The 26,907-nt window shown below is 55.0% G+C and carries 25 protein-coding genes; 9 read left to right on the forward strand and 16 right to left on the reverse strand.

The features are described 5' to 3' along the window. Nucleotides 1–27 precede the first annotated feature (27 nt). The 8 genes from D9A02_RS00265 to D9A02_RS00300 all read right to left on the reverse strand — a co-directional run bounded on the left by D9A02_RS00265 (nucleotide 28) and on the right by D9A02_RS00300 (nucleotide 6,811). Complete coding sequence (locus tag D9A02_RS00265; protein WP_120498988.1) at nucleotides 28–441, reverse strand: universal stress protein; 414 nt, start codon at nucleotides 439–441, stop codon at nucleotides 28–30. A gap of 28 nt (nucleotides 442–469) precedes the next feature. Next, on the reverse strand, nucleotides 470–1,450 hold the full coding sequence (locus D9A02_RS00270; protein WP_120498989.1) for an alcohol dehydrogenase catalytic domain-containing protein: 981 nt from the start codon (nucleotides 1,448–1,450) through the stop codon (nucleotides 470–472). Beyond that, nucleotides 1,447–2,211: an SDR family NAD(P)-dependent oxidoreductase gene (locus D9A02_RS00275; protein WP_120498990.1), complete on the reverse strand. Its 765-nt coding sequence runs from the start codon at nucleotides 2,209–2,211 to the stop codon at nucleotides 1,447–1,449. The genes D9A02_RS00270 and D9A02_RS00275 overlap by 4 nt, the downstream gene beginning before the upstream one ends. Continuing rightward, nucleotides 2,204–3,511, reverse strand: coding sequence for a histidinol dehydrogenase (hisD, locus tag D9A02_RS00280; protein ID WP_120498991.1), 1,308 nt, complete (start codon nucleotides 3,509–3,511; stop codon nucleotides 2,204–2,206). The genes D9A02_RS00275 and hisD overlap by 8 nt, the downstream gene beginning before the upstream one ends. A gap of 15 nt (nucleotides 3,512–3,526) precedes the next feature. Next, nucleotides 3,527–4,855, reverse strand: a complete 1,329-nt coding sequence (locus D9A02_RS00285; protein ID WP_120498992.1) for a TRAP transporter large permease — start codon at nucleotides 4,853–4,855, stop codon at nucleotides 3,527–3,529. A 10-nt stretch (nucleotides 4,856–4,865) separates the two neighbouring features. After that, complete coding sequence (locus tag D9A02_RS00290; RefSeq protein ID WP_120498993.1) at nucleotides 4,866–5,378, reverse strand: TRAP transporter small permease; 513 nt, start codon at nucleotides 5,376–5,378, stop codon at nucleotides 4,866–4,868. A gap of 76 nt (nucleotides 5,379–5,454) precedes the next feature. Continuing rightward, nucleotides 5,455–6,603 (reverse strand): TRAP transporter substrate-binding protein, encoded by a 1,149-nt coding sequence (locus D9A02_RS00295; RefSeq protein ID WP_120498994.1) that lies wholly within the window; start codon nucleotides 6,601–6,603, stop codon nucleotides 5,455–5,457. A gap of 22 nt (nucleotides 6,604–6,625) precedes the next feature. After that, nucleotides 6,626–6,811: a hypothetical protein gene (locus D9A02_RS00300; RefSeq protein WP_120498995.1), complete on the reverse strand. Its 186-nt coding sequence runs from the start codon at nucleotides 6,809–6,811 to the stop codon at nucleotides 6,626–6,628. 136 nt (nucleotides 6,812–6,947) lie between these two features. Between D9A02_RS00300 and D9A02_RS00305 the strand changes: the two genes are divergently transcribed. Continuing rightward, the gene (locus tag D9A02_RS00305) at nucleotides 6,948–7,970 is read left to right on the forward strand and encodes a LacI family DNA-binding transcriptional regulator (protein ID WP_120498996.1); all 1,023 of its coding nucleotides are present in this window, start codon (nucleotides 6,948–6,950) and stop codon (nucleotides 7,968–7,970) included. 188 nt (nucleotides 7,971–8,158) lie between these two features. Here D9A02_RS00305 and pgk read toward each other — a convergent pair whose 3' ends face one another. After that, nucleotides 8,159–9,343: a phosphoglycerate kinase gene (gene pgk / locus D9A02_RS00310; protein ID WP_120498997.1), complete on the reverse strand. Its 1,185-nt coding sequence runs from the start codon at nucleotides 9,341–9,343 to the stop codon at nucleotides 8,159–8,161. Between the two features lie 130 nt (nucleotides 9,344–9,473). Here pgk and D9A02_RS00315 point away from each other — a divergent pair, with 130 nt between their 5' ends. From D9A02_RS00315 to D9A02_RS00325, 3 genes are read left to right on the forward strand one after another with little or no spacing between them, the layout of a single operon-like run. Further along, nucleotides 9,474–9,980: a peptidylprolyl isomerase gene (locus tag D9A02_RS00315; protein ID WP_120498998.1), complete on the forward strand. Its 507-nt coding sequence runs from the start codon at nucleotides 9,474–9,476 to the stop codon at nucleotides 9,978–9,980. Further along, nucleotides 9,973–10,521: a peptidylprolyl isomerase gene (locus tag D9A02_RS00320; protein ID WP_120498999.1), complete on the forward strand. Its 549-nt coding sequence runs from the start codon at nucleotides 9,973–9,975 to the stop codon at nucleotides 10,519–10,521. Before D9A02_RS00315 ends, D9A02_RS00320 begins: the two co-directional genes overlap by 8 nt. 20 nt (nucleotides 10,522–10,541) lie before the next feature. After that, entirely contained in the window at nucleotides 10,542–11,333 is a 792-nt protein-coding gene (locus D9A02_RS00325) for a DUF4336 domain-containing protein (RefSeq protein WP_120499000.1), read from the forward strand. Between the two features lie 74 nt (nucleotides 11,334–11,407). On the opposite strand, the gene D9A02_RS00330 is transcribed toward D9A02_RS00325, so the two are convergent. Both D9A02_RS00330 and D9A02_RS00335 read right to left on the reverse strand, forming a co-directional pair. Further along, nucleotides 11,408–11,818 carry a group III truncated hemoglobin gene (locus D9A02_RS00330; RefSeq protein WP_120499001.1) on the reverse strand — a complete coding sequence of 137 codons (411 nt, stop codon included), beginning with the start codon at nucleotides 11,816–11,818 and terminating at the stop codon, nucleotides 11,408–11,410. Between the two features lie 42 nt (nucleotides 11,819–11,860). After that, nucleotides 11,861–13,054: an NAD(P)/FAD-dependent oxidoreductase gene (locus D9A02_RS00335; RefSeq protein WP_120499002.1), complete on the reverse strand. Its 1,194-nt coding sequence runs from the start codon at nucleotides 13,052–13,054 to the stop codon at nucleotides 11,861–11,863. A gap of 275 nt (nucleotides 13,055–13,329) precedes the next feature. Here D9A02_RS00335 and ileS point away from each other — a divergent pair, with 275 nt between their 5' ends. From ileS to D9A02_RS00350, 3 genes are all read left to right on the forward strand, one after another. Then, entirely contained in the window at nucleotides 13,330–16,236 is a 2,907-nt protein-coding gene (ileS, locus tag D9A02_RS00340; RefSeq protein ID WP_120499003.1) for an isoleucine--tRNA ligase, read from the forward strand. Between the two features lie 171 nt (nucleotides 16,237–16,407). Beyond that, entirely contained in the window at nucleotides 16,408–17,583 is a 1,176-nt protein-coding gene (locus D9A02_RS00345; RefSeq protein ID WP_120499026.1) for a benzoate/H(+) symporter BenE family transporter, read from the forward strand. Next, nucleotides 17,573–18,073 carry a L,D-transpeptidase gene (locus tag D9A02_RS00350; protein ID WP_120499004.1) on the forward strand — a complete coding sequence of 167 codons (501 nt, stop codon included), beginning with the start codon at nucleotides 17,573–17,575 and terminating at the stop codon, nucleotides 18,071–18,073. The genes D9A02_RS00345 and D9A02_RS00350 overlap by 11 nt, the downstream gene beginning before the upstream one ends. A gap of 20 nt (nucleotides 18,074–18,093) precedes the next feature. Here the strand turns inward: D9A02_RS00350 and D9A02_RS00355 are convergent, their stop codons facing one another. The 3 genes from D9A02_RS00355 to D9A02_RS00365 form a co-directional block, all read right to left on the reverse strand. Beyond that, nucleotides 18,094–20,025 carry a hypothetical protein gene (locus tag D9A02_RS00355; protein WP_120499005.1) on the reverse strand — a complete coding sequence of 644 codons (1,932 nt, stop codon included), beginning with the start codon at nucleotides 20,023–20,025 and terminating at the stop codon, nucleotides 18,094–18,096. A 601-nt stretch (nucleotides 20,026–20,626) separates the two neighbouring features. Continuing rightward, a complete protein-coding gene (locus D9A02_RS00360; RefSeq protein ID WP_120499006.1) occupies nucleotides 20,627–22,180 on the reverse strand; it encodes an ABC transporter substrate-binding protein in 1,554 nt (517 codons plus the stop codon). Nucleotides 22,181–22,194: 14 nt separating this feature from the next. After that, complete coding sequence (locus D9A02_RS00365) at nucleotides 22,195–23,136, reverse strand: alpha/beta fold hydrolase (RefSeq protein WP_120499007.1); 942 nt, start codon at nucleotides 23,134–23,136, stop codon at nucleotides 22,195–22,197. Between the two features lie 178 nt (nucleotides 23,137–23,314). Between D9A02_RS00365 and betI the strand changes: the two genes are divergently transcribed. After that, nucleotides 23,315–23,956: a transcriptional regulator BetI gene (betI, locus tag D9A02_RS00370; protein ID WP_162932904.1), complete on the forward strand. Its 642-nt coding sequence runs from the start codon at nucleotides 23,315–23,317 to the stop codon at nucleotides 23,954–23,956. 313 nt (nucleotides 23,957–24,269) lie between these two features. On the opposite strand, the gene D9A02_RS00375 is transcribed toward betI, so the two are convergent. Further along, on the reverse strand, nucleotides 24,270–24,932 hold the full coding sequence (locus tag D9A02_RS00375; RefSeq protein WP_120499027.1) for a YggS family pyridoxal phosphate-dependent enzyme: 663 nt from the start codon (nucleotides 24,930–24,932) through the stop codon (nucleotides 24,270–24,272). A gap of 180 nt (nucleotides 24,933–25,112) precedes the next feature. On the opposite strand from D9A02_RS00375, the gene D9A02_RS00380 reads away from it, so the two are divergent. Next, nucleotides 25,113–25,613, forward strand: a complete 501-nt coding sequence (locus D9A02_RS00380) for a DUF3576 domain-containing protein (protein WP_254054493.1) — start codon at nucleotides 25,113–25,115, stop codon at nucleotides 25,611–25,613. Nucleotides 25,614–25,619: 6 nt separating this feature from the next. Here the strand turns inward: D9A02_RS00380 and D9A02_RS00385 are convergent, their stop codons facing one another. Next, nucleotides 25,620–26,858 (reverse strand): glycosyltransferase, encoded by a 1,239-nt coding sequence (locus D9A02_RS00385; RefSeq protein ID WP_120499009.1) that lies wholly within the window; start codon nucleotides 26,856–26,858, stop codon nucleotides 25,620–25,622. Nucleotides 26,859–26,907: the final 49 nt, after the last annotated feature.

Consider the following 26,907-nt stretch of genomic DNA (forward strand, 5'->3'; position numbering starts at 1 on the left):
AGTTGTTTGGCGCAGAATACGCAGCAATTAAGAGTCGTCACGTTGAACATGTACGGCGCAGGGCGCGTGGCGTACAACCCGGCTGGCAGAGGAGCCGAGAAAGTAATCGCTCAGCCCCGGTTTATGAGAGCCAATGACGATGCAATCAACGCCGTTTGCCGTGGCATAATCAATGATCGTGCGTGCGGCATGTCCCTTGGTGATCTTGGGCGTGATATTGTCGATGCCCTTGAGTTTCTCTTTCAGCAACGCTTCGGATTTTGCATAGGCCGCCTTGATCACGTCCTCATCCATATAAACGCTTGCGGTTCCCTGAGGCGCTTCGTGAACGTGAAATGCGATGATCTCGCCCCCGTCGTTGCGCAACGCTTCTGCAATCTGCAGTGTTTTTGGGGAAAGATCATGGTCCAGTGCCATGGCGACAAGTATCTTGTTGTACATTTTGCTTCTCCTGCGGGGCGTTAGCGGTTTACGCCCATGGGTCCAGTATGATTTTGGGGGCAGATACGAGGCCAGATTTCAAATTCTGAAAGGCCATAGCGCCATCTGCTAAAGAACGTGTTTCAAACCAATCAAGCGCTCCAAGGCGGCCATCAAAAATCGCCTGCGCCGTGTCGCGAAAATCCTGATCAGTGTAGGTGTAGGTGCCGATGAAGGTGATCTCTTGCAGGGTCAGGCGGCGCACGTCGATCCCGCCCGCATCTTCGCCCAACCCGACATGGGCAATGGCCCCACCGGGTTCCGCCAGTTCTGAGGCCTTGGCGCGAGTCGCCGCAAAACCAACAGCATCAATCACGATATTGAACGTCTCTGTAGTGTCAGCAACCGCTACCTGCTGACAGGTGTCGGTCAAGAAGGCCCGGCGTGCTGAATTGGGTTCGATGATGGTGACGTCTTCAATCTCCATGGCCTTGAGCGCCAGCGCGGCGGCCAGTCCGATAGCACCTCCACCGATCACCAAGGCGCGACGCTCTGATTGGGGATGCAGGGTGTCCAACACCAAGCGAGCGGCATGCCAGCTTACCGCCAATGGTTCAGCCAAAGCCGCTTTTGAAAGTGGTACATCTTCTGGCACGGTGACCAGATTGCGATCCGGCATGGCGAGGTATTGCGCAAATGCCCCCTCGCGCGGGGGCATCGAGATGATCTGGCGGGTTTTGCACAGATTTTGCCGCCCGTTTTTGCAGGCTGGACACGTCTGGCATGTCACCAGCGGATTGACGGTCACACGACGACCATCCTGTGCACCACCCTCAATGGTGCCAGCAGCCTCATGTCCCAGAATGAGCGGGGCTGGGCGGCGATTGTCGTGCCCAAGGTAGGCATGCATGTCCGAGCCGCAGATGCCGACCGCCTCGACCCGGATCAGAACCTCGTCATCATGTGGCTCCGCCTTGGCAACTTCGCGATAGCCGAGCTGTTGTTCACCGTCATAGATCAGGGCCTTCATTTCGCTGTGAAACCCCCATCGACCATCAAGACCTGCCCTGTGACATAGGCGGATGCATCCGAGCATAGAAACAGCAAAGGCCCGTCGATGTCTTCCATCCGGCCATTGCGGCCAATGCAGGTTTGTGCTGCGTTTCGTTCTGCCCTGTCAGGATCGGCAAATACCGCCTCGGTCAGTTCGGTTGGGAAAAAGCCCGGGCCGATGGCATTTGCGGTGATACCTTGTGATGACCAAGCCTCGGCCATGGCGCGCGTGAGTTGTCCGATCCCGGCCTTTGACGCCCCATAGGCGATGCCACCAGGAAAGGCGCGTGTGGTCTGGAGCGAGGCGAAGTTTACGACCCTACCCCAGCCCTTTGCCTGCATCGCAGGCACAAGCGCTTGCGTAAGGAAAAACGGTATCGTCAAGTTCAGGGCGAGGGTCTTGTCCCAGCCCTCAGCCGTCACGTCGTCTGCTGCCTCGCGCGTGTTCACGCCCGCCGCATGGATGATGATATCTGGGGCACCGAAGGGTTTTGACACGGCATCAGCAAGAGCCGCGACTTTGGAGCGATCCGACAGATCTGCGACGGTATAAGCCATGGCATCCACGCCGACCTCATCGTGCAGTTTTTTTAATTCCTCGTCCCGGCGGGCGATGCCAACAACCTTTGCACCGCTGGCAGCAAGGGCCAAAACAGCCCGCCGCCCCAACCCAGAGCTGGCACCGGTCACACAGGCCACCCGTCCGGTCAGATCAAAGAGTGCGCGAGGGTCATCCATCTGCAGTCAAATCGAAGGTTTCATCAGGGAAATACTTAGCCAGCCGAACATCCGCTGCACGCGCATGCCCCTCCATACCTTCAAGGCGCGCAATACGAGCTGTAGCTTCGGCAACAGGCTTGGCTCCTTCGCGCGTAGCACGCTGCCAGGTTACGATTTTCATGTATTTATGCACGCTCAGGCCTCCGGTGTAGCTCGCAGCGCCCGAGGTTGGCAAAACGTGATTGGTTCCGGTTGCCTTGTCGCCAAAGGAGACGGTTGTTTCTTCCCCCAAAAACAACGAACCATAGCAGGTCAATCGGTCCAACCACCATTCCAAGTCATCGGCCTGCACCGTCAGGTGCTCTGGGGCATAGTCGTCCGAGGTGGCGGCCATCTCCTCGCGGTCAGCACATAAGATCACTTCGGCATAGTCACGCCAAGCGGCACCTGCGTTTTCGCGGTTTACATCAGGAAGATCGTTAATCAGTTCCGGGACAAGTTCCATCACTTTTTCCGCAAGCTCCCGGTTGTCGGTGACAAGCCAGACAGGTGAATTGTACCCATGCTCGGCCTGGCTCACCAGATCGGTAGCTACAATATGCGCATCGGCAGCCTTATCAGCAAGGATCAGGCTGTCGGTTGGCCCCGCAATCATATCAATCCCGACACGGCCAAATAGAATCCGTTTCGCCTCAGCCACAAACTGATTACCGGGGCCAACAAGGATGTTGGCCTTGGGCAGGCCAAACAGACCGAAGGTCATCGCCGCGACACCCTGAACACCGCCCATAGCTAAAATCTTGTCCGCGCCACAGATATGCGCGGCGTAGACGATCGCTGGCGCAACACCGACATCGGGGCGTGGCGGCGAACAGGCCGTGATATGGCGACAACCCGCAACCTTGGCAGTCGTAACCGTCATGATCGCGCTGGCGATGTGGCTGTATCGCCCGCCCGGCACATAGCAACCTGCGGCATCCACTGGGATTGCCTTTTGCCCTGCGATCATCCCCGGCACGATCTCCAGCTCCACGTCTGAGACGGTTGCCTTTTGCGTCTGGGCAAAACGTTTGACGTTGTCATGGGCAAACTGAATGTCACGCTTAAGCTTGTCCGGCACCAAAGCGCTGGCGGCCTCGATCTCTTCGGGTGAGAGAAGAATAGCACCTTCGTACTGGTCAAACTTCTTGGCATACTCCAATGCCTTGGCATCGCCACCCGCTTCGATATCAGTAAGGATCGTCTTTACGGTGGCGTGCACTTCTGAGGCGTCAGAAGCAGAGGTCAGGCTGGCCTTTTTCAGGTATTCACGGGTCATTCGGTTGAGATCCTATTATTTATAGATATCAGGAAGGAAGGTTGTCGACAGTGCGGGCACGTAGGCGATCATTAGGACCACAACGAACATACACAAGACGAATGGAACAGCGCGTGCGGCGATCTTGAGGATAGATTCACCCGTTATCCCCGACACCACGAACAAATTCAGCCCAAGGGGTGGCGTGATGAACCCGACACCCAGGGCAGTGATCATCATGATGCAGAACTGAATTTCGTTCATGCCAATGTTGTCTGCCAGCGGTTTGAGGATGGGCGCCAAGATAACGATGTTCGGCGTTGTTTCCATCACACAGCCCGCGGCGATCAGAATACCGATCATCAGCAAGATGAGCAGCCAAGGCTCGTTGGTCAGAGACGTGACCGAGGTGACAAAACCCTGAGGCACTCCCATGATGGCCAGCGCTTCCGCCAAGGGGGCCGAGAAGGCAATAATGGGAAGGATCACACCGTTGACTTTGGCCGAGCTGACCAGCATCGCCGGGAAATCAGCCAGTTTGAGCGTGCCGAGAACAAACCCCATGATGATAGTAACCACAACGGCTGTTGCACCGGCTTCGGTGGGGGTCAGACGCCCCGAGAAGATACCGTAGAAGATGATGCCTGGCACGATGAAGGCATACCAACCAGATTTCAGTGCGCGGCCCAGATTGGAGAACCATTCGCTGGCAGTGAGCATGCCACCACCCTCGTACAGGTAGATGCGATTGACGATCAGGTTTGTGATCAGGATCGCGAGCAAAATGGCAAGGCCGGGGATTAGGGCCGCCAAGAAAAGCGTAGACGCCGATATCCCCAACACAAGACCAATAATGATGTAGGCAATCGAAGGTGGAATAAGGATGCCCGTACAGGCGCCCGCCGCCACCAACGCGCAAGCATAGGGACGTGGATAACCGCTCTCAACAAGGCGGTCGATAGTCATCCGTCCCACAGCAGCGGCCCCCGCCGCGTCAGAGCCCGAGATCGCCGCGAACATGCCGCAGACCAAAACAGTCGCAGAACCAAATCCCCCCTTGGCAAAGCAGGTTAGCGCCTCGGCCACGTCAAGAAACTTGCGCGATAACCCCGTTCGAACGAGAACATCACCGGTCAAGATAAACAAGGGAACCGCAGTCAGGGCAAAGGCGTCGATGCCAGAAAAAAGGCTTTCGCCGACAAGGCTGAGAGGCAGATCGCCGGACATGACCAGCATGGTGATAGCTGCAGTGCCAATGGCAGCCCAGACCGGCACAGCTAGCGCTATTAGCGCCACAAACATGATGACTGGCAGATAAAAATCCCAGCCCAATTCAACGGTTTGATTGAGTGTATTCCAAAGCATGATTTATTCCTCAATCAAACAATTTGTCGCCTTCGAAGACGGGGGTGCCGTCCCGGAGGGATTTGAAGTCACGAGCGAATGATTGGAGCAGACGCCAGATCATCAGGCCAAAGCCTGTAGGGACAGCCATCAGGAACCAAACCTTGGAGATCCGCAGACCATCGGTCACAGAGCCAAACTTGGCCGAGACATGCACGGCCTCATAGGACCAATAGAGCGCAATAACCGCGACAACGAACATCACCAGGTCGCCGAAGATATAGAGTAACGCTTTGGCACGGGGTGGGATGTAGTGCATGATCACATCAATGCGGATGTGAGCGCGTTCTTTGACCGCGGCGGCAGCCCCGATCCAAGCTAGGTAAATGAATGAATACCGTACAACCTCTTCGCCCCAGATCGAAGAATACGAGAAGATTTCTCGCCTTAAAACTTCGATGGCCATAGTGATCACAAGCATCACGTAAAAGATGAGAAGCAACCAACGTTCTGCATCGCGGTCTATTCGGCGAAGTAAATTCATGTCTTTTCCATTCGTTGGGATATGGTCAGATCGGCGATTTTATCGGGCACTCATGGTTTGAGTGCCCGATAAAATTTTAGGCGTCGTGAACGTAGTATTTGCCTTGGGTACCTGCAGCTTCTTCCAGCTTGGCAAAGGCCTCCATCGAACCGGCCAGGTCGACCTTGAACTCGTCCCATTCGGATCGTTGATACCCACCGGCCTCTTGCCATTCAGCAAGTTGATCTTCCGATAGCGAGTGGAATTCGACGCCCGCCTTGTTCAGTTCTGCCATCGCATATGCGCGCGCTGATGGTACTTTGGATAGGTTCTGGTGCGCGGTCATTTCGGATCCCCACATGACCCCTTCTTGCACATCGGCTGGCAAGGAGTTGAACCATTCGAGGTTACACGAATAAACTTGGCTGTCAGGCACGGCCTGTGTGAAGGTCACGTGGCTGAGGATATCTTTGAAGCCAAAGACGTAAAGCGCTCCGACGGATGGATCGAGAGCATCAGCAACACCCTGTTTGATCGCTGATGGCGTTTCGCCCCAAGCAACCGGTGTCGGATTAGCACCAACCATTCGGTAGTATTGTTGCAGCATTTTCGAGCCGGGAACCCGGAACTTTATGCCATCAAGATCGCCAGGGCTAAGGACTGCTCCGGCACCGCCTTTGCGCACCGCGACGACGCGCGGGTCAATGTTGACGTAGAACAGAGCCTTGAAACCCGCCGCTTCGATTTTGGGGTGCACTTCGGCGTTCCAATGGTCCGAGTTTACCAGATTGGTGAAGCGTTGGTTAGAACCACAAAGATATGGCATGTTGATAAGATCAACGGTCGAGGCAAACGGTGCAAAGTTTGATAGAGAATGCTGTGCTGCCTGGATGGTTCCACCCTGAACCTTTTGTACCAAAGAGCCACCCGCCCCAAGTTGTCCGCCCGGTGCCAGCTTGACGTAGACTTTGCCGTTGGTGGCGTTTTGAATATTTTCTTTCAGGTCCAATTGCATAATCGGATAGCTGCGCGAGGCTCCCAGCACATAGGCTGTGGCCAGCGTCATGATATGTGCGGCCGCCTTTTCGCGGTCGCGTTCTTCATTCGCGGTTTGCGCCGTAGCCTCGGACGACCAGAGCACACCGCCCGCCCCGGCCACCATCGCGGCAGTGAATGCCCCGCTTGATGTCAACTTTAGGAAATTACGGCGCGTCGCCGATGCGAGTTCCTTTTGATCTTTATCCATTTAACGTCCTCCCGATGGACCCTTAGCCGCCGTTCTTGTTTTTGCGGTCAGCTTCTTTTTTCAAAATTGCGACGACAAACAGGATCGACGCAGCGAACAGAACCAGCATTTCACCGACGTCACCCAAGAAAGCGCTTCCGGCAAAGGCCCCTAGCGCAACGTTTGTGAAATACACGATGAACACTGCAAGTGAGGCGGCAAGAAACATGGGTGAGGCTCCGTATTGAATCGGTTGCTCGTAATGTAAGCGCTTACATTGCTAAAATGCAAGCCCTTACATGCATTTGGTTTCAAACCCATATAATTATGATAGAATTATAGAGTTATTTAGCGAAAGACAGTTCATGACAGCAATCAAAGGTGCGCCAACACTTGATGATGTGGCGAAGGCAGCAGGCGTCTCGACGGCGACTGTGTCGCGTTGCTTGAATGGCTCAGGTCGGGTGGTCGAGAAAACACGTGACCGGGTCATGCGTGCCGTTTCGGACCTAGGGTACACCCCCAACTTTGGGGCGCGGGTCATGGCCGCCAAACGCACCTATACGATAGGGGCGATCATCCCGACGATGGAAAACGCCATCTTTGCCCGTGGCCTGCAAGCCTTTCAAGAAGAACTTCATGCAAGGGGGTATACATTGCTCGTGGCCAGTTCCGCCTATAGGCCCGAGATCGAAGAAGAGCAAATTCGCGCCTTGGTATCTCGTGGGGCAGACGGGTTGCTGTTGATTGGGCATGATCGTTCGGCGTCAATTTATAACTACCTTGAACAGCAAAACGTTCCTGCATTGGTTGCTTGGTCATATCAAAATGATACTCGTGTGCCTTCGATTGGCTTTAGCAACCGCATTGCTATGCAGGAATTGGCTGAAGAAGTCATCCGCCTAGGTCATACCAAAGTCGCAATGATTTCAGGGATATGCGAGGGGAATGATCGCGCACGGATGCGGGTGCAGGGGTTAATAGATGCACTTGCATTACATGGGTTGGGCATAGACGCGGGCCAAATTATCGAAACTTCGTACGAGATAGATCGCGGCGCGGAAGCATTTGAATCCTTGATGGCACAAAATATCAAACCGACCGCAGTTTTGTGCGGCAACGATGTTCTCGCAGTCGGCGCACTACAACGAGCGGGTGAGCTTGGCCTGAAGGTCCCCCAAGATGTTTCTATCACTGGTTTCGATGATATCGAGTTGGCGCAAATTGTCAGTCCTCCATTGACCACCGTACATGTCCCTCATCGAGAAATGGGTCGCAAAGCCGCAAGCGAACTAGTGGATATGGTGGAACTGAGAAACACTGGAAAATCCGTTATTCTTGAGACCAGAATTACCAAGCGAGGGTCACTGGCAAAGCAAATGGATTGACTTGATATTAGCGTAGTAGAATACCGCATACGCTCCCGAACGGTACCTTTGTCAGCCACCCGTAGATTCTACGCCTGATCCGTGCTGCGAGCTGCACGAAGGGCGCTTTATTCCGCTGCTATCTTGCTGGCCAAATTTTCATGACCTGCAACACTAGTGTAAAGAGCTTGCCGCTGTGGCACCTTAATTTAGGCGGTTAACGCGGCCACACCAGGCAATTCCTTGCCTTCCATCCATTCAAGAAAGGCCCCGCCTGCAGTGGAGATATAGGTGAAATCCTCTGCCGCGCCGGCCTTGTTAAGGGCGGCAACTGTGTCCCCACCGCCTGCGACCGAGGTTAGATTGCCTGCCTTGCTCAGCGCGGCGGCGTGTTTCGCGGCGGCATTGGTGGCAGTATCAAAGGGCTCGATCTCAAACGCCCCCAGCGGGCCGTTCCAGATCAGGGTTTTGGCGCTTTCCAGCGCCGCACCAACGCGCGCCACGCTTTGCGGACCGGCGTCCAAGATCATCGCATCCTCGGGACAGGCATGGGCCGGGACGGTTTCATTTGCCGCGTTGGCGGCAAACTCCCGCGCCACAACCACATCGGCAGGCAGCAGGATTTCACAGCCAGCAGCACCGGCCTTGGTCATGATCGCGCGCGCGGTGGGGGCCATGTCGTGTTCGCACAGCGATTTGCCAACGTTCAGTCCTTGCGCGGCAAGGAAGGTGTTGGCCATGCCACCACCGATGACCAGTTGATCGACTTTCTCCACCAGATTGCCCAGAAGATCGAGCTTGGTGGACACTTTCGCGCCACCAACGACGGCGACAACAGGGCGCTGCGGCGCACCAAGTGCGGCCTCAAGCGCTTCCAGTTCCGCCTGCATCAGGCGACCGGCGCAAGATGGCATATGTGCAGCGATACTGGTGGTCGACGCATGCGCACGGTGCGCAGCCGAGAAGGCATCATTGCAATAAATATCACCCAGACCAGCCAGACGTTTGGCAAACTCTGCGTCATTGGCTTCTTCCCCCGGATGGAACCGGATGTTTTCCAACAACAATACGTCAGCAGCGCGGGCTTCATCTGTTAGGGCCTCGGCGCCTTCCAGTGTTTCCAATAATGTCACGGAGCGACCAAGCGCCGCTTCCAGTGCGGGAACCGCAACACGCAGGGACATATCCAGTACCACTTTGCCCTTTGGGCGACCAAAGTGCGCAATCAGCAATGGCTTGCCGCCACGTGCCAGAATGTCGTTGATCGTGGGTACGATGCGTTCGATCCGGGTGGCGTCAGTGACAATGCCGTCTTTGACCGGCACGTTGATGTCCACACGTGTCAGCACGGTCTTACCGCTCAGATCCATGTCATCCAGTGTTTTCCAGCCCATGCCACTACCCTCCGTTACGCAATTTCGCGCCTCTCATGGCCCGAAGCAGTCGGGGCGTCAACTACTGATACTTGGCAATCGCGAACGAAGCGCCTAGGTATCTGTCAAATCTTTACCTAAGGAGCGCCCGATGGCCGAAATCAAAGACCCCGAAAACACCATCCTGATGGAACTCAAAGACGGCACCGTCGCTATCGAATTGCTGCCTGATGTGGCCCCCGGCCACTGTGAGCGGATGAAAGAGCTGGCGCGATCGGGTGCGTATGACAATGTGGCCTTCCACCGGGTGATCGATGGCTTCATGGCGCAAACTGGCGACGTGGCCAATGGCAACATGGAAAATAATTTCAACCTACGCTCAGCGGGCACTGGTGGTAGCGACCTGCCAAACCTGAAAGCCGAATTCAGCGGCGTGCCACATGATCGTGGAACTCTGGGTGCCGCGCGCAGCCAAAACCCTGACAGCGCCAACAGCCAGTTTTTCGTCAACTTCAAAGACAATCACTTCCTGAACCGTCAGTACACAGTTTACGGCCGCGTGATTGAAGGCATGGAGCATGTTGATGCGATCACCAAAGGTGAGCCACCCGCAAACCCGGACCGCATGATCAGCGTCAAGGTTGCCGCAGATGCGTAAGCTGGCAGTTTTGTTTGCCCTTATGGCCAGCCCTGCGCTGGCCACTGGGCTTCAGATTGATGTGTCTGGCAAAGCCAACGGTACGATCAAGATTGATCTGTTGGAGGATGTTGCGCCCAAGCATGTTGAGCGGATCACCGCTTTGGCCCGTGAAGGTGCTTATGATGGCGTCGCGTTCCATCGTGTGATCAGCGGCTTTATGGCGCAAACTGGCGATGTTGAATTTGGCCGCGTCGGTAGTGGGAATTTGGGCTATGCAGGGACTGGTGGCAGTGATCGCCCGGATCTAAAATCCGAATTCTCAGATCAACCGTTTGTGCGTGGCACACTTGGCATGGCACGTTCATCCAGCCCACACAGCGCCAACAGTCAGTTTTTCATCATGTTCCAGTCAGCCCCACATCTGGACGGCCAATATACTGTGGTCGGACAAGTCACCGAAGGCATGGAGGTCGTTGACAAGATTAAACGCGGCTCAGGCCAGTCTGGCTCTGTCAGTGGCAAGCCGGATGTGATGACCAAAGTGACTGTGACTGACTGATCTGTGACAGGCTATAACACATGACCGGACCTGCACATGCGCCTTATGATACACTCAAACCTATCGCGGACGGGATTTGGATTATCGATGGCGCGCCGGTCCGCTCAAATTGGCTCATGCGTGGAACACGGGCCACGGTGGTTAAGCTGCACGATGGCAGTCTCTGGGTGTATGCTCCCACAACGCTCACCACGAATTTACAGGCCGAGCTGGACGCGCTGGGGCCGGTCAAACATCTGATCGTTCCAAATACCAAGTATCTGACAGTCCTGCCGGTGTGGCAGGCGACCTATATGGACGCGATTGTTTACGGGGCACCGGGTGTGCCTGAACTGGCCGAGGGCCGCGCGGAACGGGTTCGGGTGGACTGCGAACTGGACATCGATCAGGCCGAGGCAGAGTGGGACGGGCAATTGGGCCAGATGCTGGTGCGTGGCAGTTGGCGTCATCGCGAGATGGTCTTTTTTCATCATGATAGCGCGACCTTGATTTTGGCTGATCTCATTCAGGCGCATGATACAAATGCAATGCCTGCCTGGATGCGGCCCATTGTCTGGCTGGCAGGTACGGAACATACCGACGGTAAGATGCCCTATCTGATGGCGCGTGGGTTCAATCGGGAAGCGTTGGAGGAAAGTGTTGAAAAGCTCATCGCCTTTGCGCCTGAACGTGTGATCTTGTCACAAGGACATTGGTATCAAAGTAACGGCACGGCCGAGTTGCAGCGTGCCTTTCGTCGTTTGGTTGGATCGCAGCAATGGCTGCGGGCACTCACGACAATGGAACGTATGCGTAATCACAAAAGCAAATGATCTGAAGGTGCGCCTTGTGGCGCACTGGATGTCTCGTCCTCCGCCTTTGGCGTCGCCCTCGGGATTGGCGATGTTCAGAACAGTTTCGGAATGCCGCCGGGCAGGGTCTCGCGGTCGACGACACCTGCACGCAGGCTGCGCCCGATACGGTGGGCGAGGGCCGACCACGCGGCCGCCTGATCCTCGGTCAGTTCCGCGCGCAAGACAGAATCGAAGAGGTCCAGCCAAGTCGAAAACATTCCCGGTTTGACATTGCCTGCCTTTAGGTGTGCCGCCATTGGGCTGCCGTCGTAGCTGCGCTCATGCAGGATGGTGTTGGCCCAGAAATCAGCCACCTTGGCCTCATGCGCGGACCAGTCTTCAACGTGGACTGCAAACACAGGCCCCAAACCGGGATGCTTGCGGATGTTGGCATAAAAGGCCGCAACAACCCGCTCGATCTCGGGGCGGGTGATGGTGAAACGGGGGGGCAGCGCGGTGTTCATGCCTCTGACATGCGCCAAGTGGTGGGGTGTTTCAAGGGCAGATCACCGGATCGGACGGATCAGATCGCCGCAGACCAGTCGCGATAGGACGCTGGGTGCTGGGGGAATGCGCGACAAGGGCGTCAGGATGTGGTCACGCAAGCGTGGCAGCCAGCGACTGTCGGATTGATACAGCGGCGTGAACGCAGCGCTCATCAATTGGTACAGCCACAGATGCCTGCGCCGCATGCGAGTGTATCTGCGCAAGGCATCCGAAATGTCAGGCACTTCTTTCAATGACAGGCTGAGCGCCCAAGCGTCTAACAGAGCCATGTTGGCCCCTTGTCCCAGTTGCGGGCTGGCGCGATGGGCGGCGTCACCGATATGCACCAACCCGTTTGCGGCCGGGGTGCGCAGGGTGCCATGGGAATAGAATGCGGTTGTCATCTGGGTATGATCCGTGATCCCTTCCAGAAAAGGGGCCATTGCGGGCCACAGTGTGGTGGCCTGCGTCTTCCACACCTCTATTGGCTCGGAACGCCAGATTTCTAAATCTGACTGGGTCAGAGACCAAAAGAGGGCGGCTTTGCGGGCTTGATGGTTGGGCAGAAACCCAACCGGCAGAATGCCGATCATGGTGCTGGCCTTGTGGTAACGCTGTGACAGCAGATCCAGGGGCAGGGATGTATCCACAGGCAATTCCATTGGCCAATCTACTGTACCCCAGATCGCGCCATAGGGCAGGGCCCGAGCCTTGAGCGGCGAAAGCGGAGATTTCGCGCCGGTGGCGTCGACGATCAGATCGAATGGGGGGCTTTTTGCACCCGTTTCAAAGATTAGCTGACGTTTGTCAGCAGAGGTCACACCTGTGACCTGATGATCCGGGCACAGGGTTGCACCAGCGTGTTGCGCCGCTTCCAATACGGCGTGAAACAGGGCCGATCGATGCATGGCGAGGCCGTATTTCCCGGTGCTGTCTTTGGGGTCATACGTCACGTCCAGAATGGCGCGGTTTGATGTGCTCTCATGGCCCAGCATCCGTTTGATGGGCTGTCCCATCTGACGTGCCATGTCGCCAGCACCAATCAAGTCCAGCACATCCTGACCAACGGGCTGAATCACCAACCCTGATCCGACTGGCGCGGGGGTTGTGAACTGGTCAAAAACGGTCACCTGATGGCCATCGGCGCTCAACGCGGCGGCTGCGGCCAACCCGCCAATGCCTGCGCCAGCGATACCAATCTGTTTGGGGGGCATAATTTGCGTCGCTTTGCTTGTGCCAACTTGTTACGCTGCCACCATAGGGCGCGGAATGCCGGACACAAATGGGAAAAATGTCGCGGTGACACCGGGCCACTGGACGGGGCCAGAACCTCGGCCTATAAGGCGCGGTATGACGTATATGTTCGGCATCATTATTCGAATTATATACCCGGCGCTCTGAGCTAGACGAGCCGCCGGGACAAGGCGTATGAGACATCACGCCGCCCCAGAGACTTCTGATAAAGACCCCGTGATAAAGGACGCCCGCGATGTGCGCCGAACTGCCTGACTACAAATCCACCCTGAACCTGCCAGAAACCGAATTTCCAATGCGCGCGGGCCTGCCCAAGCGCGAGCCTGCATGGTTGGAGCGTTGGAACAAGATCGGCATCTATGACCGTCTGCGCGACAAGGCCGAAGGCCGCCCGCCTTTCACCCTGCATGACGGCCCGCCCTATGCCAACGGCCACCTGCACATTGGTCACGCGTTGAACAAGATCCTTAAGGACATGGTGGTGCGCAGCCAACAGATGATGGGCCGCGATGCGCGCTATATCCCCGGCTGGGACTGTCACGGCCTGCCGATCGAGTGGAAGATCGAAGAGCAATACCGCAAAAAGGGCAAAAACAAAGACGAGGTCGACCTGATCGACTTCCGTCAGGAATGCCGCAAATTTGCCGAAGGCTGGATCGATGTGCAGCGCGATGAATTCAAACGTCTTGGCATTACGGGCAAGTGGGAAAAGCCGTATCTGACAATGGATTTCCGTTCCGAGCGCATCATCGCCGAGGAATTCCAGAAATTCCTGATGAATGGCACGCTTTATCAAGGTTCCAAGCCTGTGATGTGGTCACCGGTTGAGAAAACCGCACTGGCCGATGCCGAGGTGGAATATCACGACAAGGAAAGCTTCACCATCTGGGTGAAATTCCGTGTGGTCAACGCCGGTGATCTGGATGGCGCTCAGGTGGTGATCTGGACGACCACCCCATGGACCATCCCATCAAACAAGGCTGTGGTGTACGGCGAAGGCATCTCGTATGGCCTCTATGAGGTGACCAGCACGCCGGATGAATGCTGGGCAGCAGCGGGTGACAAGTTCCTGCTGGCTGACAATCTGGCGGCGGACGTCATGGGTCGTGCCCGCTTGAATGATGACCAATGGCAGCGTGTGCGCGATGTTCCCACATCCGAGCTGGCGGGGATCGGCCTGCAACACCCATTGGCAGGTGCCGAAGGCGGCGAAGGCGAATGGGACGACATTCGCGACTTCCGCGCAGCGGACTTTGTGACCGACACCGAAGGTACGGGGTTTGTCCACTGTGCGCCAAGCCACGGTATGGAAGAGTTTGAGCTGTACCGTGATCTGGGCATGCTGGAGCAGGTCATCACCTACAACGTCATGGATGATGGCGGCTTTCGCGCAAACCTGCCGTTCTTTGGTGGCAAATACATCCTGAACCGCAAGGGCGGCGAGGGCGATGCCAACAAGACCGTGATCAACAAGCTGGTCGAGGTTGGCGGCCTGCTGGCACGTGGCAAGATCAAACACAGCTATCCGCACAGCTGGCGCTCCAAAGCGCCAGTGATCTACCGCAACACGCCGCAGTGGTTTGCCGCTGTTGACCGCGCGGTGGGTGATGGTAAAGACACTTATGGCACCACGATCCGCGAACGCGCGCTCAATTCCATTGACCAACTGGTCACATGGACGCCAAAGACCGGCCGCAACCGGCTCTATTCGATGATCGAAGCACGCCCTGACTGGGTGCTGTCACGTCAACGCGCTTGGGGTGTGCCTCTGACTTGCTTCATCAAGAAAGATGCGTTGCCCACCGACGAGGGCTTCTTGCTGCGCAATGAAGAGGTCAACGCCCGCGTGCTGGAAGCTTTTGAGGCCGAAGGCGCAGACGCTTGGTACAAAGATGGCGCAAAAGAGCGCTTCCTTGAAGGCATCGTTGACCCGGCTGAGTGGGACAAAGTTGATGACATTCTGGACGTCTGGTTCGATTCTGGATCGACCCACTCCTTTGTGTTGAATGATCGCGAAGACGGATCAGAGGACGGCTTGGCCGATCTCTATCTTGAAGGCACCGATCAGCACCGTGGTTGGTTCCACTCTTCGATGCTGCAATCGTGCGGCACACGTGGCCATGCACCCTATCGTGGTGTGTTGACGCACGGGTTTACGTTGGATGCCAAAGGCATGAAAATGTCGAAATCCGTGGGCAACACCATCTCGCCCGAGGATGTGACCAAGCAGTATGGCGCGGATATCCTGCGGCTTTGGGTGGCGCAGTCAGATTATTCTGCTGATTTGCGGATCGGGCCCGAGATCCTGAAAGGCACTGCCGACAGCTATCGCCGCCTGCGCAACACAATGCGCTTCATGCTCGGCTCGCTGTCCGAATTCACCGAGGCCGACCGGATGGACCCGGCGGACATGCCGCGCCTGGAGCGCTGGGTGCTCAGCCGTCTGGCCGAGCTGGATGAGATCGTGCGCGACGGCTATGCAAAGTATGATTTCCAAGGCGTGTTCAGCGCGGTGTTCACCTTTGCGACAGTAGATTTGTCATCGTTCTATTTCGACGTCCGCAAAGACGCGCTTTATTGTGATGGTGACAATGAGCGCCGCCGCGCGGCGCGGACGGTGTTGGACATCCTGTTCCACCGCCTGACCAGATGGCTGGCGCCGGTGCTGGTCTTTACGATGGAAGAGGTCTGGCTGGAACGCTTCCCGGGTGATGACAGTTCGGTTCACCTGATCGATTTTGTCGAAACACCCGCTGATTGGCGCAATGAGCAGCTTGAGGCTGGTGTGGCCAAAGTCCGCCGGGTGCGTCGAGCTGTGACCGCCTCGCTTGAGGTGCAGCGTCAGGACAAAGTAATCGGTTCCAGCCTTGAAGCCGCGCCGATTGTGCATGTCGAGGATGCCGAAACACGCGATCTGTTGGCAACCTTTGATGTGAATGACCTGTGCATCACCTCGGGGCTGACCATCTCAAGTGATCCTGCTCCGGCCGAGGCGTTCCGCGTTCCCGAAATCGAAGGGATTGGCGTCGTATTCGAGAAAGCTGATGGTGAGAAATGCCAGCGGTGCTGGAAAATCCTGCCAGACGTGGGCCGTCATGCACATCCCGGCACTTGCCAGCGCTGTAACGACGCGCTGGGTTGAGAGTGAGGCGGGGGCGCTGCCCCCGTCGCTGCGCGCCTCCCCCGAGATATTTTGTGTCAGATGAATGAAGGACCCCGGTGATTGGCCGGGGTTTTTCATTTTGTGCTGTAAGGTCCCTTGCACAGCTGCAGATTTTACTTAGGGTTGTGGTTCGGGTTTATGGGGTTTTTTATGCGCACTGGTTTTCCACCTCTGCAGACCGTGACCACTGGAGCAGTGGTGGCGATCGTCGGTTTTTTCAGCTCGTTTCCAATTATTTTACAAGGCTTGGCCAGCATGGGGGCAACGCCTGCACAGGCGGCGTCGGGCTTGATGGCTGCGGCATTGTCGATGGGCATTTGCGCCATCGTGCTGAGCTTGTACACGCGGATCCCGGCCAGTGTGGCCTGGTCGACACCAGGTGCGGCGTTGTTGGCGGTTACAGCGGCGACGGCGGGTGGGTTTTCGGATGCGGTCGGGGCCTTCATTGTGGCTGGCGTGTTGACATTGGTGGCTGGGCTATATCGGCCGTTTGGCCGTTTGGCAGCGTCTATTCCGACCCCTCTGGCACAGGCGATGCTGGCGGGGGTATTGCTGCCCTTGTGCCTGCAACCCGTTACCGCGATGGCCGAAGCCCCGGCAGTGATCGGCCCGGTGGTCATGGTTTGGTTAATTTGCGGACGGATCAACCGCATGTTGGCAGTGCCTGCTGCGGTGCTTATGGCGACCGCGATCATCTTTGTCATCGGCGATTTTTCCAAGTTTTCAACTGGATCGGCCTTGACGATGGGGGCTTTCGTGGCCCCGACGTTTTCACTGGATGCGGTGATGGGCATCGCTTTGCCGCTGTTTATTGTCACCATGGCCACACAAAACGTGCCGGGGTTGGCTGTGCTGAAAAGCTATGGATACACACCGCCGCCACGACCATTGCTGTCGGGTGTCGGAGGGTTCAGCATGATTTCCGCATTTTGGGGCGCCCCGGCCACCTGTCTGGCGGCGATCACCGCCGCGATGTGTGCCAATGAAGATTGCCACCCTGATCCGGCTCAGCGGTTTTGGGCCGCTGTTTGCGCCGGGGTGTTTTATTGTATTCTGGGACTGTTTGCCGGGCTAATCACCGCTTTTGCGGGCCTTGCACCCCCCTTGCTTGTGGCAAGCGTCGCAGGTTTGGCCCTTGTTGGCGTGTTGGGTAATTCGACCTTCGCGGCACTCAAAGACGCGGAATATCGGGATGCTGCCGCGATCACATTTCTAGTCACCGCCTCGGGCATCACCGCCTTTGGACTGGGGGCCGCCGTTTGGGGGCTGCTTGCGGGTGGTATCGTTCAGATACTGCGTAAGGGGATCGTTTCGAATGAAACCTGATGATCTGGTTTTGACCCCCATGGGGGTGCGGTTTCGCGGGCGTCGTTATCCTTGCACCATCGGTAAAGGTGGGATCGTTGGGAATAAAAGAGAAGGTGATGGCGGCACACCCACGGGCGTACACCGCATCGTTGGCATGTACTATCGCCCAGATCGTATGGCGCGCCCGGCCTCTTGGGCCCAACCCATTTACCCAGGCGATCTATGGTCTGATGCATCAGAAGCACCGGATTACAATCTGCTGGTGCGCCAACCCTACGTGCATTCACACGAAGTCATGCGCCGGGGCGATCCGCTCTATGATCTGGTATTCATCACCGATTGGAACTGGCCAAAGGCCACGCCACACAAAGGCTCGTGCATCTTCCTGCACCAATGGCGTAGGCCGGGCTATCCGACAGCGGGTTGCGTCGCCTTCCGCCCTGATCACCTACAACGGATCGCCCGACAGATTGTGCCGGGCACGCGGCTGATCGTACGGGCGTTCTAGGCTTGATCGCCTCAGCCTATTCAACCGCCGTTCGAATTTTGGTTATTCTCCTCTGCCGTAGCCTTGGCCACGCCCTCGATCAGTTGTTCCACTGTGCTCAGGCAGACTGGCGGGACCCAGATACTTGTTTTCAGCGGCGCGCCGGGGTCGCCGACCAGCCAGCGATCTGGCTCTTTAAGGAACGCGCAATTTGCCGCTGCGGAGTGGAGTGTTTGTTGCGGCGCTTTTGCTGCTTCTCTGACGGCTTCAACCTCCTTGGTGCTGGCTAAGATCAAGGAGTGATGGCCAACACGCTCGCCCCACGCAGAAATGTCTGCGTTGCTCAGGCAGCCGGGCGTCAATGAGCTCAAAGCGCAGCGCCCCTTGGCCGTTTCCTCGACCATCATCGTTTCATAGATGGGCAAGACCCCAGCGGCACCTGCAGTGCCTGTTAAGCCGCTGCCATCACAGGCAAGCTCAATTTCGGGGAAAAACTCCTCAATCAGAGGGCCGCCATGATCTTGCTCATCAGGACTATTTGCGGTTCGGATGGGTGCGCCATAGACCGCAAGATATACATCGTTGCGGGCGGTTTTGTACGCGGCTTCATCGGCAGGGCTGAAATCTTCGACCAAAAGGCAGGTCCGCACCGGCATGGCCACCTGATAGGCATAGGGCGATCGATACAAAGCTGTGTTTGTCTCGCACAGCTCTTCGGCCGTGACACAGGCCCGGGCCGCCAGTTCCAGCCGGTCAAGCCCAATCAAAACCTCATCCTGCAGCGCTTTTAGGTTCGTCATCATTATCGCATTGCTGGCAGGTAAAAAGGTTGTCGTACAAGGCGTGTTTGCGCAATTACGATAGGGCACAACATAGGCATTAGGGGTGTCCAGTGCGGCCTGCAGATCGGTGAACAGCGCGCGGTAGCTGCCCCAAAGTGCGGCAAGTTCTTCATACTCGACCTCTGAACCTGACAGATTTTCCTCTCGCGGCCAGTTGGACAGCACCTCATAGGGGGTAACCGCAATCCGAAAGATTTTTTCCGCTTTACCCGCTTGCTTGGCAAGGGTTTCTGCTGCGGTCACAATCGCCTCCGGCGTTGTGGGCAGGACTTCGGGCTCACCACCGGATTGAAAGAAATTGATATCCCGAGATGCCTTTTTGTTGTCTGAAGAGCTCGACCCGCTCATTGCAGCGCTGACTTTTACGCCCCAACCGCCACCACTGACCGAAGCCGACATCGCCGAACGGCTTTCCTGACTGGTGGTCTTGATGTCGACTACAATTGACAGTTTTGCTCCACCATACGTGGCAGAAATATAACCGGTGCCACAGATATCTTTGAACAATTCCAAATCCTGCCGCGCGAACCGTTCGGCCTCAGGCGTCAGTTCAACAGATTGCCCGCCGCCTTCACCGGGTGGAAGCGCCACCCAAGGGGCATTCAAAACTTCCGCCTCAATCAGATAAGTCAACGATGTGCCACTGATATTTGTCTCGGTGCTGAACTTCATTTCGCCTTCAACGTCATAGCCCATCGACTTGACCGAGGCCTCGGCGCTCATATCCATCGCCGCCTGCAATTCGTATTGGTCGTTGACTTCGCTAAAGTCCAAGGCCGAGGTTTGGCCTTTGAATGGTTTGTCGCGGGTGAACTCGACACATTGGGTCGGGATGGCTTCGCCGTGAAAGGCGTTCCAACCCCATCCCAGCCCAAGGCCGGTTTCCGGTGCGAGGAGGATTTCGGTCGGGTCAGGAACTTCATTATCTCGCTTACGCTGCACTGCGACAGGCCTGACACTGGCCCGATCGGGCCGGGTTTGTTGTGCCGCAATCAGGCGTTGGGTCGCCTCGTCCGCGGTGATTTCAGGAGGAAACTCGGGTTCTTCTTGTTGAAAATACGGAACGGCCAATGGGGCCAATCCAGCAATGCACGCACTTATAATCAGGACGCCAATGAACCGTTTATCCATTCGGATACCTCCAATAATGTTTGTAAAAAATGCACTAATATGAAACCCTCATACCACGCCCGGCAGAGAACTTGGGAAGAAATTCAATTCCTGAGTATGACAGACACATCTGCCTTGGTTGAAACACTAAAGTTGCAGTTGAGCTAGATTGCACTGTGCATGTCAGCCACACGGCTCTTTCGGCGAGCATCTTCAATAGACCGATTGTCAGAACCCGCGCGTCACACAGTAGATTGTGTGAAGAAGTGAAGGCCGCGCATGGCAAATTTACGGACAAACCTGCCGTTCGCCGCAGGTGCAAATTTCTCGTTCACATAAAGATGTGTCCATCAGGGTGGGAGGAATTCGGTCATTCGCTGCAGGCGCAGTACAACGACTTTGTGCTTCGAAAACTGACATTCAGGTTGTAGTGTATCTGAAGTTGCGGTGCGCTTGATTACAGGGAAGAAAATCAAGCGCACCACGCTTCACGTCGTTTGATCTCATAAAATGCAATTCTCATGAAATACAATAAGGACGGCGTGTTGTTTTGCAGATTGCACTACACTTCGTTGGTTCTAAGCATCGTTCAGCCCGCAACCCCATTTCTAATTGGGACTCATTATGCGAACCACCAGCGTTCAGCCCAACGTTCTCCGTCCATATCCCAGTTCGACGCGGTGATTTCTGGTGTCGAGATCTTGTTGGAGGTCGCAAAGACATAGTTGGCGAACATCGGGATTATGACTGAACCATCATTCGAGACAATGTCCTGAATTTCGAAATACATCTGCTTGCGTTTCGCATTATCCAGTTCCGCACGTGCAGCAATTAATAGTTCTTCGAACCGATCATTACACCAAAACCCGTCGTTCCAAGCCGCACCGCAAGCGAACGCTGTTGAGAACATCTGATCCTGCACCGGTCGGCCATTCCAATAAACTGCTGTAAATGGTTTTTGCATCCAAACATCCGACCAGTAGCCATCATTTGGTTCCCGAACGACCCGAATGTCTATGTCCGCGCTCTTGGCTGAATTCTGGAAAAGAACTGCCGCATCCACGGCACCGGCAAAAGCCGCATCCGCAGCGGAAAGTGACACCTCTAGTTTGTCTAGGCCCGCTTGTTGCAGATACCATTTAGCTTTGTCTGGATCATAGGCTTTCTGCTCCAGCTCACTATTGTAATAAAGCTGCCCTTTGCCGATTGGATTGTCATTGCCTAGAGAACCATACCCAAACAAGATTTTATCAACGAGTTCTTCCCGGTTGATTGCGTACTTTAAGGCCTGACGCACATTGTTGTCGTCAAACGGAACCTGATTGCTGGCCATGGCAAAGGTGAAGTGTTGGTTACCTGCAATCGAGTGAATATTCAGGTTTGGGTTGCGTTCCAGTAATCCCACAGTTTTTAGGTCGAGTCGGTCAATGACGTCGACATCACCCGCGACCATCGCGGTTGTACGCGCATTTTGATCGACAAGTGATAGCATCTCGATACTGTCAAACCATGCCACATCATCGCGCCAATAATTGGGGTATCGTTCAAGATATGCCGAAACCCCAAATTTGACGTTTTTTGGAACATAGGCGCCACACCCATCAGCGGATTCCCAATCTATAGTGTCATCCTTTGCTGGGTGGATGCTCAGATGCACATCGGAAAGGATGAATGGGAAGTCTGCATTGCCGCCGGACAATTCAAATACGACTGTATCACCGTCAATTGAGATATCTTCAATCGGTTCAACAATTGGACCAGCTGCGGATGTTGAATCCGGTCCCTTATGATATAGAATGGAGGCTTTAACATCTTCCGGCGTCACATCCTTGCCGCTATGGAAGGTTGCACCTTTGCGAATTTTGAAACGCCAGATTTTCGCGTCTGGCGACGCCTCCCAACTTTCGGCGACTAATGGTCCTGCTGATCCATCGGCCTTGATTTCTGTCAAATACCCATGAACGGCAAAAGCTAAGGGAAGTGTAAATCCATTGTCCCAAGTAGCCGGGTTCCAAGTATCTGTTGTCGCACCGTGGCCTTTTCCCACGCGCAAATGCCCCCCGCGTTTCGGGCTCGCAGAAGCCACGCTCATTGGTAAAGTGGTCGCTGCAACTGCAGCGGCAGATGTTTTTAGAAAACCACGCCTATTGAGTTGTCCGTTTGTATTGATGGTCATCTTTTGTTTCCTCTCTAGTTAGTCGGTTTTGCAAATTCGGATGATTGGTTGCGGCAGAGCCAACTCAAAGCAGCGGCACACATCTGTTCATCCACAATGTGCCCAACTCCCTTCAGAAGTTTGAATTTTGCATTTGGTATCAATTCCGCGGCGGTTTTACCGGACTGCGGGGAAATACAGGGATCGCTATCCCCGTGAACCACCAAGGTTCGAGCGCGAATTGTACGCAACTGATCTCGTCGATCTCCGGAACTAAGTACGGCCAGCGCCTGTCGGGCAGATCCACCACATGAAAAGCCCTGCAGATATATCTTCTCGATCTCCGCAATTAGTTCATCGCTCAAACCTACTCGGCCTGCGCCATAGTAGAGCGTGTCTTCCAATAGATACTCTTTGATTTGTTCTGATGCCTCAGGTTCAACAAAAAGGCGCGCTATACGTCTTTTGGCTTCATCTGTGCTATTCATATGAATTGTGCCGTCGTTGCTAGCGAACTGGATAAACGAACCGACACGTGAGGCGGTTTTTGCTGCTACTAATTGCGCGATCATGCCGCCCATGGAAAAACCAATGATATCGAAACTCTGAATGTTCAACTTGTCGAGCAAGTCAATCACATCATCACGCATATCAAACACCGAATACGGGGCATATTTGGTGGCGCTCTCTTCGTCCGCGTGAAGCCATATGCTGGCTATATTTGGTTCACTGTCTGGCCCACACCGTAGAGACTGCCCTGCATCTCGGTTTTCCACACAGATAACGCGAAAAGATTTGGACAGATTTTCTAGAAATGTGCGGGGCCATTCGTGCATTTGCATACCCAAGCCGACCAGCAGTACGAGCGGCCGAGCCGTTGGCTCGCCAACTTCAGTGTAGCTCAGGTCAACGGGGTGACGCCAACTTCGGCTAAATCGTGCATCGGATGGGTTCTCGAAATCACTGATGCAAACCACGTTTCCATTCTCCGCCTAAGATTTCCTATCATCGCTCGAGCGGACTAAATGATGTCGCAACTCGCGTATATTCTCATTGATCTATTAATAGACTTATTGGTCTATAAATAGATCAATAGGTACATATTGACACCTGAGTCAACAAAATATTTACTGGCGTGATCAGCAGGAGAAGCATTTGAAACGCAAAAATCTCTGGCGCCTTAGAACAGAAGAGTATTCCAAGGCTGCTTTCGAAACTCTTTGTGAACATGGACTTACCGGAACGACTGTCGAAAAGGTCGCGACACGAGCGGGTGTTTCAAAGACGAATGTGCTGCACTATTTTGGTAGCAAAACGCGATTGTTAGAAATGGCACTGAGGTACGCAAATGCTGATCTTGCTCGCGCAGTAAATGCATTGCTAATTCGCTCAAATAATCCTTGGGAAAGAATCTACTCCGTCATAGAAGCCAATTTTTCTGAACAATTCTTTCATCCAAAATTGGCACATGCTTGGCTCTCCCTTTGCGCCGAAATTCCCCATCACTCGAGTTATCAGCGCATACAAACTGCCATTCACCGACGTATGCGTTCAAATTTAGTACATGCCTTGGTGCAACTGGTCGAAAATGAGCGCGCTGAAGAAACTGCACTAGCAATATCGACTATGATAGATGGGCTTTGGTTGCGTTGCGGCCTTCAAACTGGAGGCATTGATCATGCAACAGCTATGGGCCAAATGGAGCTTCTGATGGAGGCATTATTCCCCAATTGCGAGGAACGGCTAGACGCCAAGAAGCGCATCAGCGACATCCGGTCTATATTGGTGCCGACTTAGCTAACACCTACGACAATGCGCTAGAGGCAAATCTACAGCTCATCATTGACGAAAGGTGGGTTTATCCCACGGCTCGGGCTTTAGACCGTATGAATGCTGCAAGATCAATTAATGTCCAGTACGAGAGAAGCGGTTAGTCGAAAATTCAGCCCCTTGAATAGCAGCTATGGGCCGACGTTGATGCGCGTTAATTTCTGTGCCAGCAACATGCTGCAAATGCAGCCGTGGTAGGTCTGGGCTCACAGCGGCCATTCGCCTCATCGAAAACACCTTACTCGTTGAGCCGTGAGGAACAGCCAGACGACAGCACATATTAACCCGCTGTATCGTAAGCCCGTGCGCCAAAGATGGCGCTGCCAACGCGCACATGTGTTGCGCCAAAGCTGATGGCTATTTCAAAGTCGCTGCTCATGCCCATGGACAGGCCGTCCAACCCGTTGCGCGCGGCAATTTTGGCAAGCAGGGCAAAGTGAAGGCTGGCTTCTTCCTCGGCGGGGGGGATGCACATTAGACCCTTTACCGGCAGGTCCATAGTCTTGCACTCAGAGATAAAAGCATCGGCGTCGCGGGGCAGAACACCTGCCTTTTGTGGCTCTTCCCCAGTGTTGACCTGCAAGAAAAGATCCGGGCAATGGCCGACTTCTTGTGCAAGTCGTGCGATGGTATTGGCCAGTTTCGGCCGGTCGACCGAATGGATACTTTGAAACAACTCAAACGCCTGCCGTGCCTTGTTGGTTTGCAACGGGCCGATCAGATGCAGGTCAATACCTATGAACTGCGTGCGAAAGTCCGGCCATTTACCTGCCGCCTCCTGCACCCGATTCTCACCGTAACACCGGTGGCCCTCGTTCAGAACCGCCGCAACCCGTTGATTGGGTTGCACTTTCGATACTGCAATCAGCTCTACGCTGCCAGCGGCGCGTCCTGCTTCGGCTTCGGCTTTAGCGATACGGGTTTTGATCTCTTCCAGACTCACGGCAAACACCTTGTCTTGTGATGGATTTTATCTGCCATAAGGGAACAAGCCCCGCAATGCAGAAGCGCTCACATGGCAGGTGTGTTGTGCAAAAATTTGTAATTTCTTGTCACGGCGTCGTCAGAGCGTTGTTAATGCCTTGCCCCAATCCGCCACGTTGGATAGTAGGGGATAGAAGCAATGTTGGGCCGTAGAATGATCCTGTCTCGTTTGTACCGTTTGGTCTCTGTGTTTTTGGTTGTTGCACTGGTGGCGTCCTGTTCGTCATGGCGAGAAAATGCAACCTTTGATCCCGCATCCACAAAAGTTAAAGGCGGGCGCGAATCCAGCCCGGTGCAAAGCGGCACCTCGATCTTTGAAGCCTTTCAGGGCGATCCAACCGCCGATGTCAAAGTGAACCGCTTTTTATGGACGGCTAGCCTGGAAGTGCTAAGCTTCTTGCCTGTTCAAAATGCCGATCCCTTTACCGGCGTGATCACGACTGGATATGGCACCCCTCCGGGTGGTGGGACATCGTATCGTGCGACTGTGTTGATCAGCGATCCAGCCCTTGATGCACGGTCGTTGAATGTCGCCCTGCAGACCAAGCGCGGTCCGGTCACTGCGGCCACGCAGCGTGCTGTCGAAGATGCTATTCTGGCCCGTGCGCGCCAGCTACGTATTCAAGCCGGTAAATTCTGATCTTGCTTAACCACGCATAACTGACCTGATCCAGTCAATCTGTCGTGGTAGGCAGATTGATTTCAGATCGTATTCCGCTTGCATTTTCCAACGCGCTGCCTGCCCTAAAGCCCGACGTTGATCGTCATCTTCCAGCAGTGCGCAGACCTCACTGACAAGCGCATCTTTGTCGAAAAAATCGACCAACCGGCCGGTTTCACCGTGGCCGATGATCTCGCGCACAGGGGGGGTATCGCTGGCAACGATCGCTGCTTCAATACTCATCGCCTCCATCAGGCTCCAGCTCAGCACAAACGGGTAGGTCAAATAGACATGCACCCGGCTGACCTGCAGCAGTTTGAGAAAAGCCTCATAAGGAATGCGCCCCAGAAAATGCACCCGGTTCCAGTCTGAATCCGAAATCTGATCACGAACTTCATCGATAAAGACCTGCTTCCAGGTTTTCCCTTTGGCGGGTGCCGCGCCGTAACTGACTTCATCGCCGCCAACAATCAGCACTCGTGCATTGGGGCGTTCACGTAAAAGCCGGGGCAAGGCGCGCATGAAAATGTGATAACCACGATAAGGTTCCAGATTGCGGTTCACAAAGGTGATGACTTCGTCATCGCGGGTCAGCTCAGGCACCTTATCCAGCTTGAATACGACATCTGGGTTTGGACATGCCTGTGCGGTGTTGATCCCATCGTGACTTACAGTGATCTTGTTTCTAAATCCCTGTGGAAACGTGTCTGCCTGAAACCGCGTCGGGCTGATCCCGGCACTGGCGGAACCAAAATGTAGATGATTGTTAAGGTTCTTCATCCGCAATCGTAACCCGTCGGTGCCCGCGTCCGGGGCAGGGAATTCAGGGTCAAAGTTCATATGCGGGTAGCCAGCCTGATGATACAGCTCGCAATAAAGGCCGATACGCGCCGAGGGCCAGACATCGTTCAAAAACAGCGATTCCCCCCAACCGGGGTGCGCCAGAATCAGATCCGGTGTAAATCCTGTCTCGCGCAGTTTTACGGCGGCATGATAGCAGGCTTCGCCGCGGGTGACCTTGGTGTCGAGATCAACCAACCAGCGATGCACATTTTGCCCGCCCCGGTTGGGCAGGCGGTAAGGGAGAACCTTGACCCCGTTCCATGTGGTGGGCTCCTTGACCTTTAGGGTCAGGGCCACGCACTCATGGCCTTGCGACGCAAGAAGTGGTGCCAGATGTTTGTATTGTCCGGGGAAATTTTGATGGATGAAGAGGATTTTCATCAAAGATGCTGCTCAATGTTGTTTTGATTACCATATACACAGCTGAAAC

Origin of the sequence: Roseovarius sp. EL26, from assembly GCF_900327775.1 — a bacterium.
Classification (GTDB): domain Bacteria; phylum Pseudomonadota; class Alphaproteobacteria; order Rhodobacterales; family Rhodobacteraceae; genus Roseovarius.

Bases quoted from the DNA above. Each gene is read 5' to 3' on its own strand.
- D9A02_RS00265 (WP_120498988.1), bottom strand. From the start codon at position 441: ATGTACAACAAGATACTTGTCGCCATGGCACTGGACCATGATCTTTCC.
- D9A02_RS00270 (WP_120498989.1), bottom strand. From the start codon at position 1,450: ATGAAGGCCCTGATCTATGACGGTGAACAACAGCTCGGCTATCGCGAA.
- D9A02_RS00275 (WP_120498990.1), bottom strand. From the start codon at position 2,211: ATGGATGACCCTCGCGCACTCTTTGATCTGACCGGACGGGTGGCCTGT.
- hisD (WP_120498991.1), bottom strand. From the start codon at position 3,511: ATGACCCGTGAATACCTGAAAAAGGCCAGCCTGACCTCTGCTTCTGAC.
- D9A02_RS00285 (WP_120498992.1), bottom strand. From the start codon at position 4,855: ATGCTTTGGAATACACTCAATCAAACCGTTGAATTGGGCTGGGATTTT.
- D9A02_RS00290 (WP_120498993.1), bottom strand. From the start codon at position 5,378: ATGAATTTACTTCGCCGAATAGACCGCGATGCAGAACGTTGGTTGCTT.
- D9A02_RS00295 (WP_120498994.1), bottom strand. From the start codon at position 6,603: ATGGATAAAGATCAAAAGGAACTCGCATCGGCGACGCGCCGTAATTTC.
- D9A02_RS00300 (WP_120498995.1), bottom strand. From the start codon at position 6,811: ATGTTTCTTGCCGCCTCACTTGCAGTGTTCATCGTGTATTTCACAAAC.
- D9A02_RS00305 (WP_120498996.1), top strand. From the start codon at position 6,948: ATGACAGCAATCAAAGGTGCGCCAACACTTGATGATGTGGCGAAGGCA.
- pgk (WP_120498997.1), bottom strand. From the start codon at position 9,343: ATGGGCTGGAAAACACTGGATGACATGGATCTGAGCGGTAAGACCGTG.
- D9A02_RS00315 (WP_120498998.1), top strand. From the start codon at position 9,474: ATGGCCGAAATCAAAGACCCCGAAAACACCATCCTGATGGAACTCAAA.
- D9A02_RS00320 (WP_120498999.1), top strand. From the start codon at position 9,973: ATGCGTAAGCTGGCAGTTTTGTTTGCCCTTATGGCCAGCCCTGCGCTG.
- D9A02_RS00325 (WP_120499000.1), top strand. From the start codon at position 10,542: ATGACCGGACCTGCACATGCGCCTTATGATACACTCAAACCTATCGCG.
- D9A02_RS00330 (WP_120499001.1), bottom strand. From the start codon at position 11,818: ATGAACACCGCGCTGCCCCCCCGTTTCACCATCACCCGCCCCGAGATC.
- D9A02_RS00335 (WP_120499002.1), bottom strand. From the start codon at position 13,054: ATGCCCCCCAAACAGATTGGTATCGCTGGCGCAGGCATTGGCGGGTTG.
- ileS (WP_120499003.1), top strand. From the start codon at position 13,330: ATGTGCGCCGAACTGCCTGACTACAAATCCACCCTGAACCTGCCAGAA.
- D9A02_RS00345 (WP_120499026.1), top strand. From the start codon at position 16,408: ATGCGCACTGGTTTTCCACCTCTGCAGACCGTGACCACTGGAGCAGTG.
- D9A02_RS00350 (WP_120499004.1), top strand. From the start codon at position 17,573: ATGAAACCTGATGATCTGGTTTTGACCCCCATGGGGGTGCGGTTTCGC.
- D9A02_RS00355 (WP_120499005.1), bottom strand. From the start codon at position 20,025: ATGGATAAACGGTTCATTGGCGTCCTGATTATAAGTGCGTGCATTGCT.
- D9A02_RS00360 (WP_120499006.1), bottom strand. From the start codon at position 22,180: ATGACCATCAATACAAACGGACAACTCAATAGGCGTGGTTTTCTAAAA.
- D9A02_RS00380 (WP_254054493.1), top strand. From the start codon at position 25,113: ATGTTGGGCCGTAGAATGATCCTGTCTCGTTTGTACCGTTTGGTCTCT.
- D9A02_RS00385 (WP_120499009.1), bottom strand. From the start codon at position 26,858: ATGAAAATCCTCTTCATCCATCAAAATTTCCCCGGACAATACAAACAT.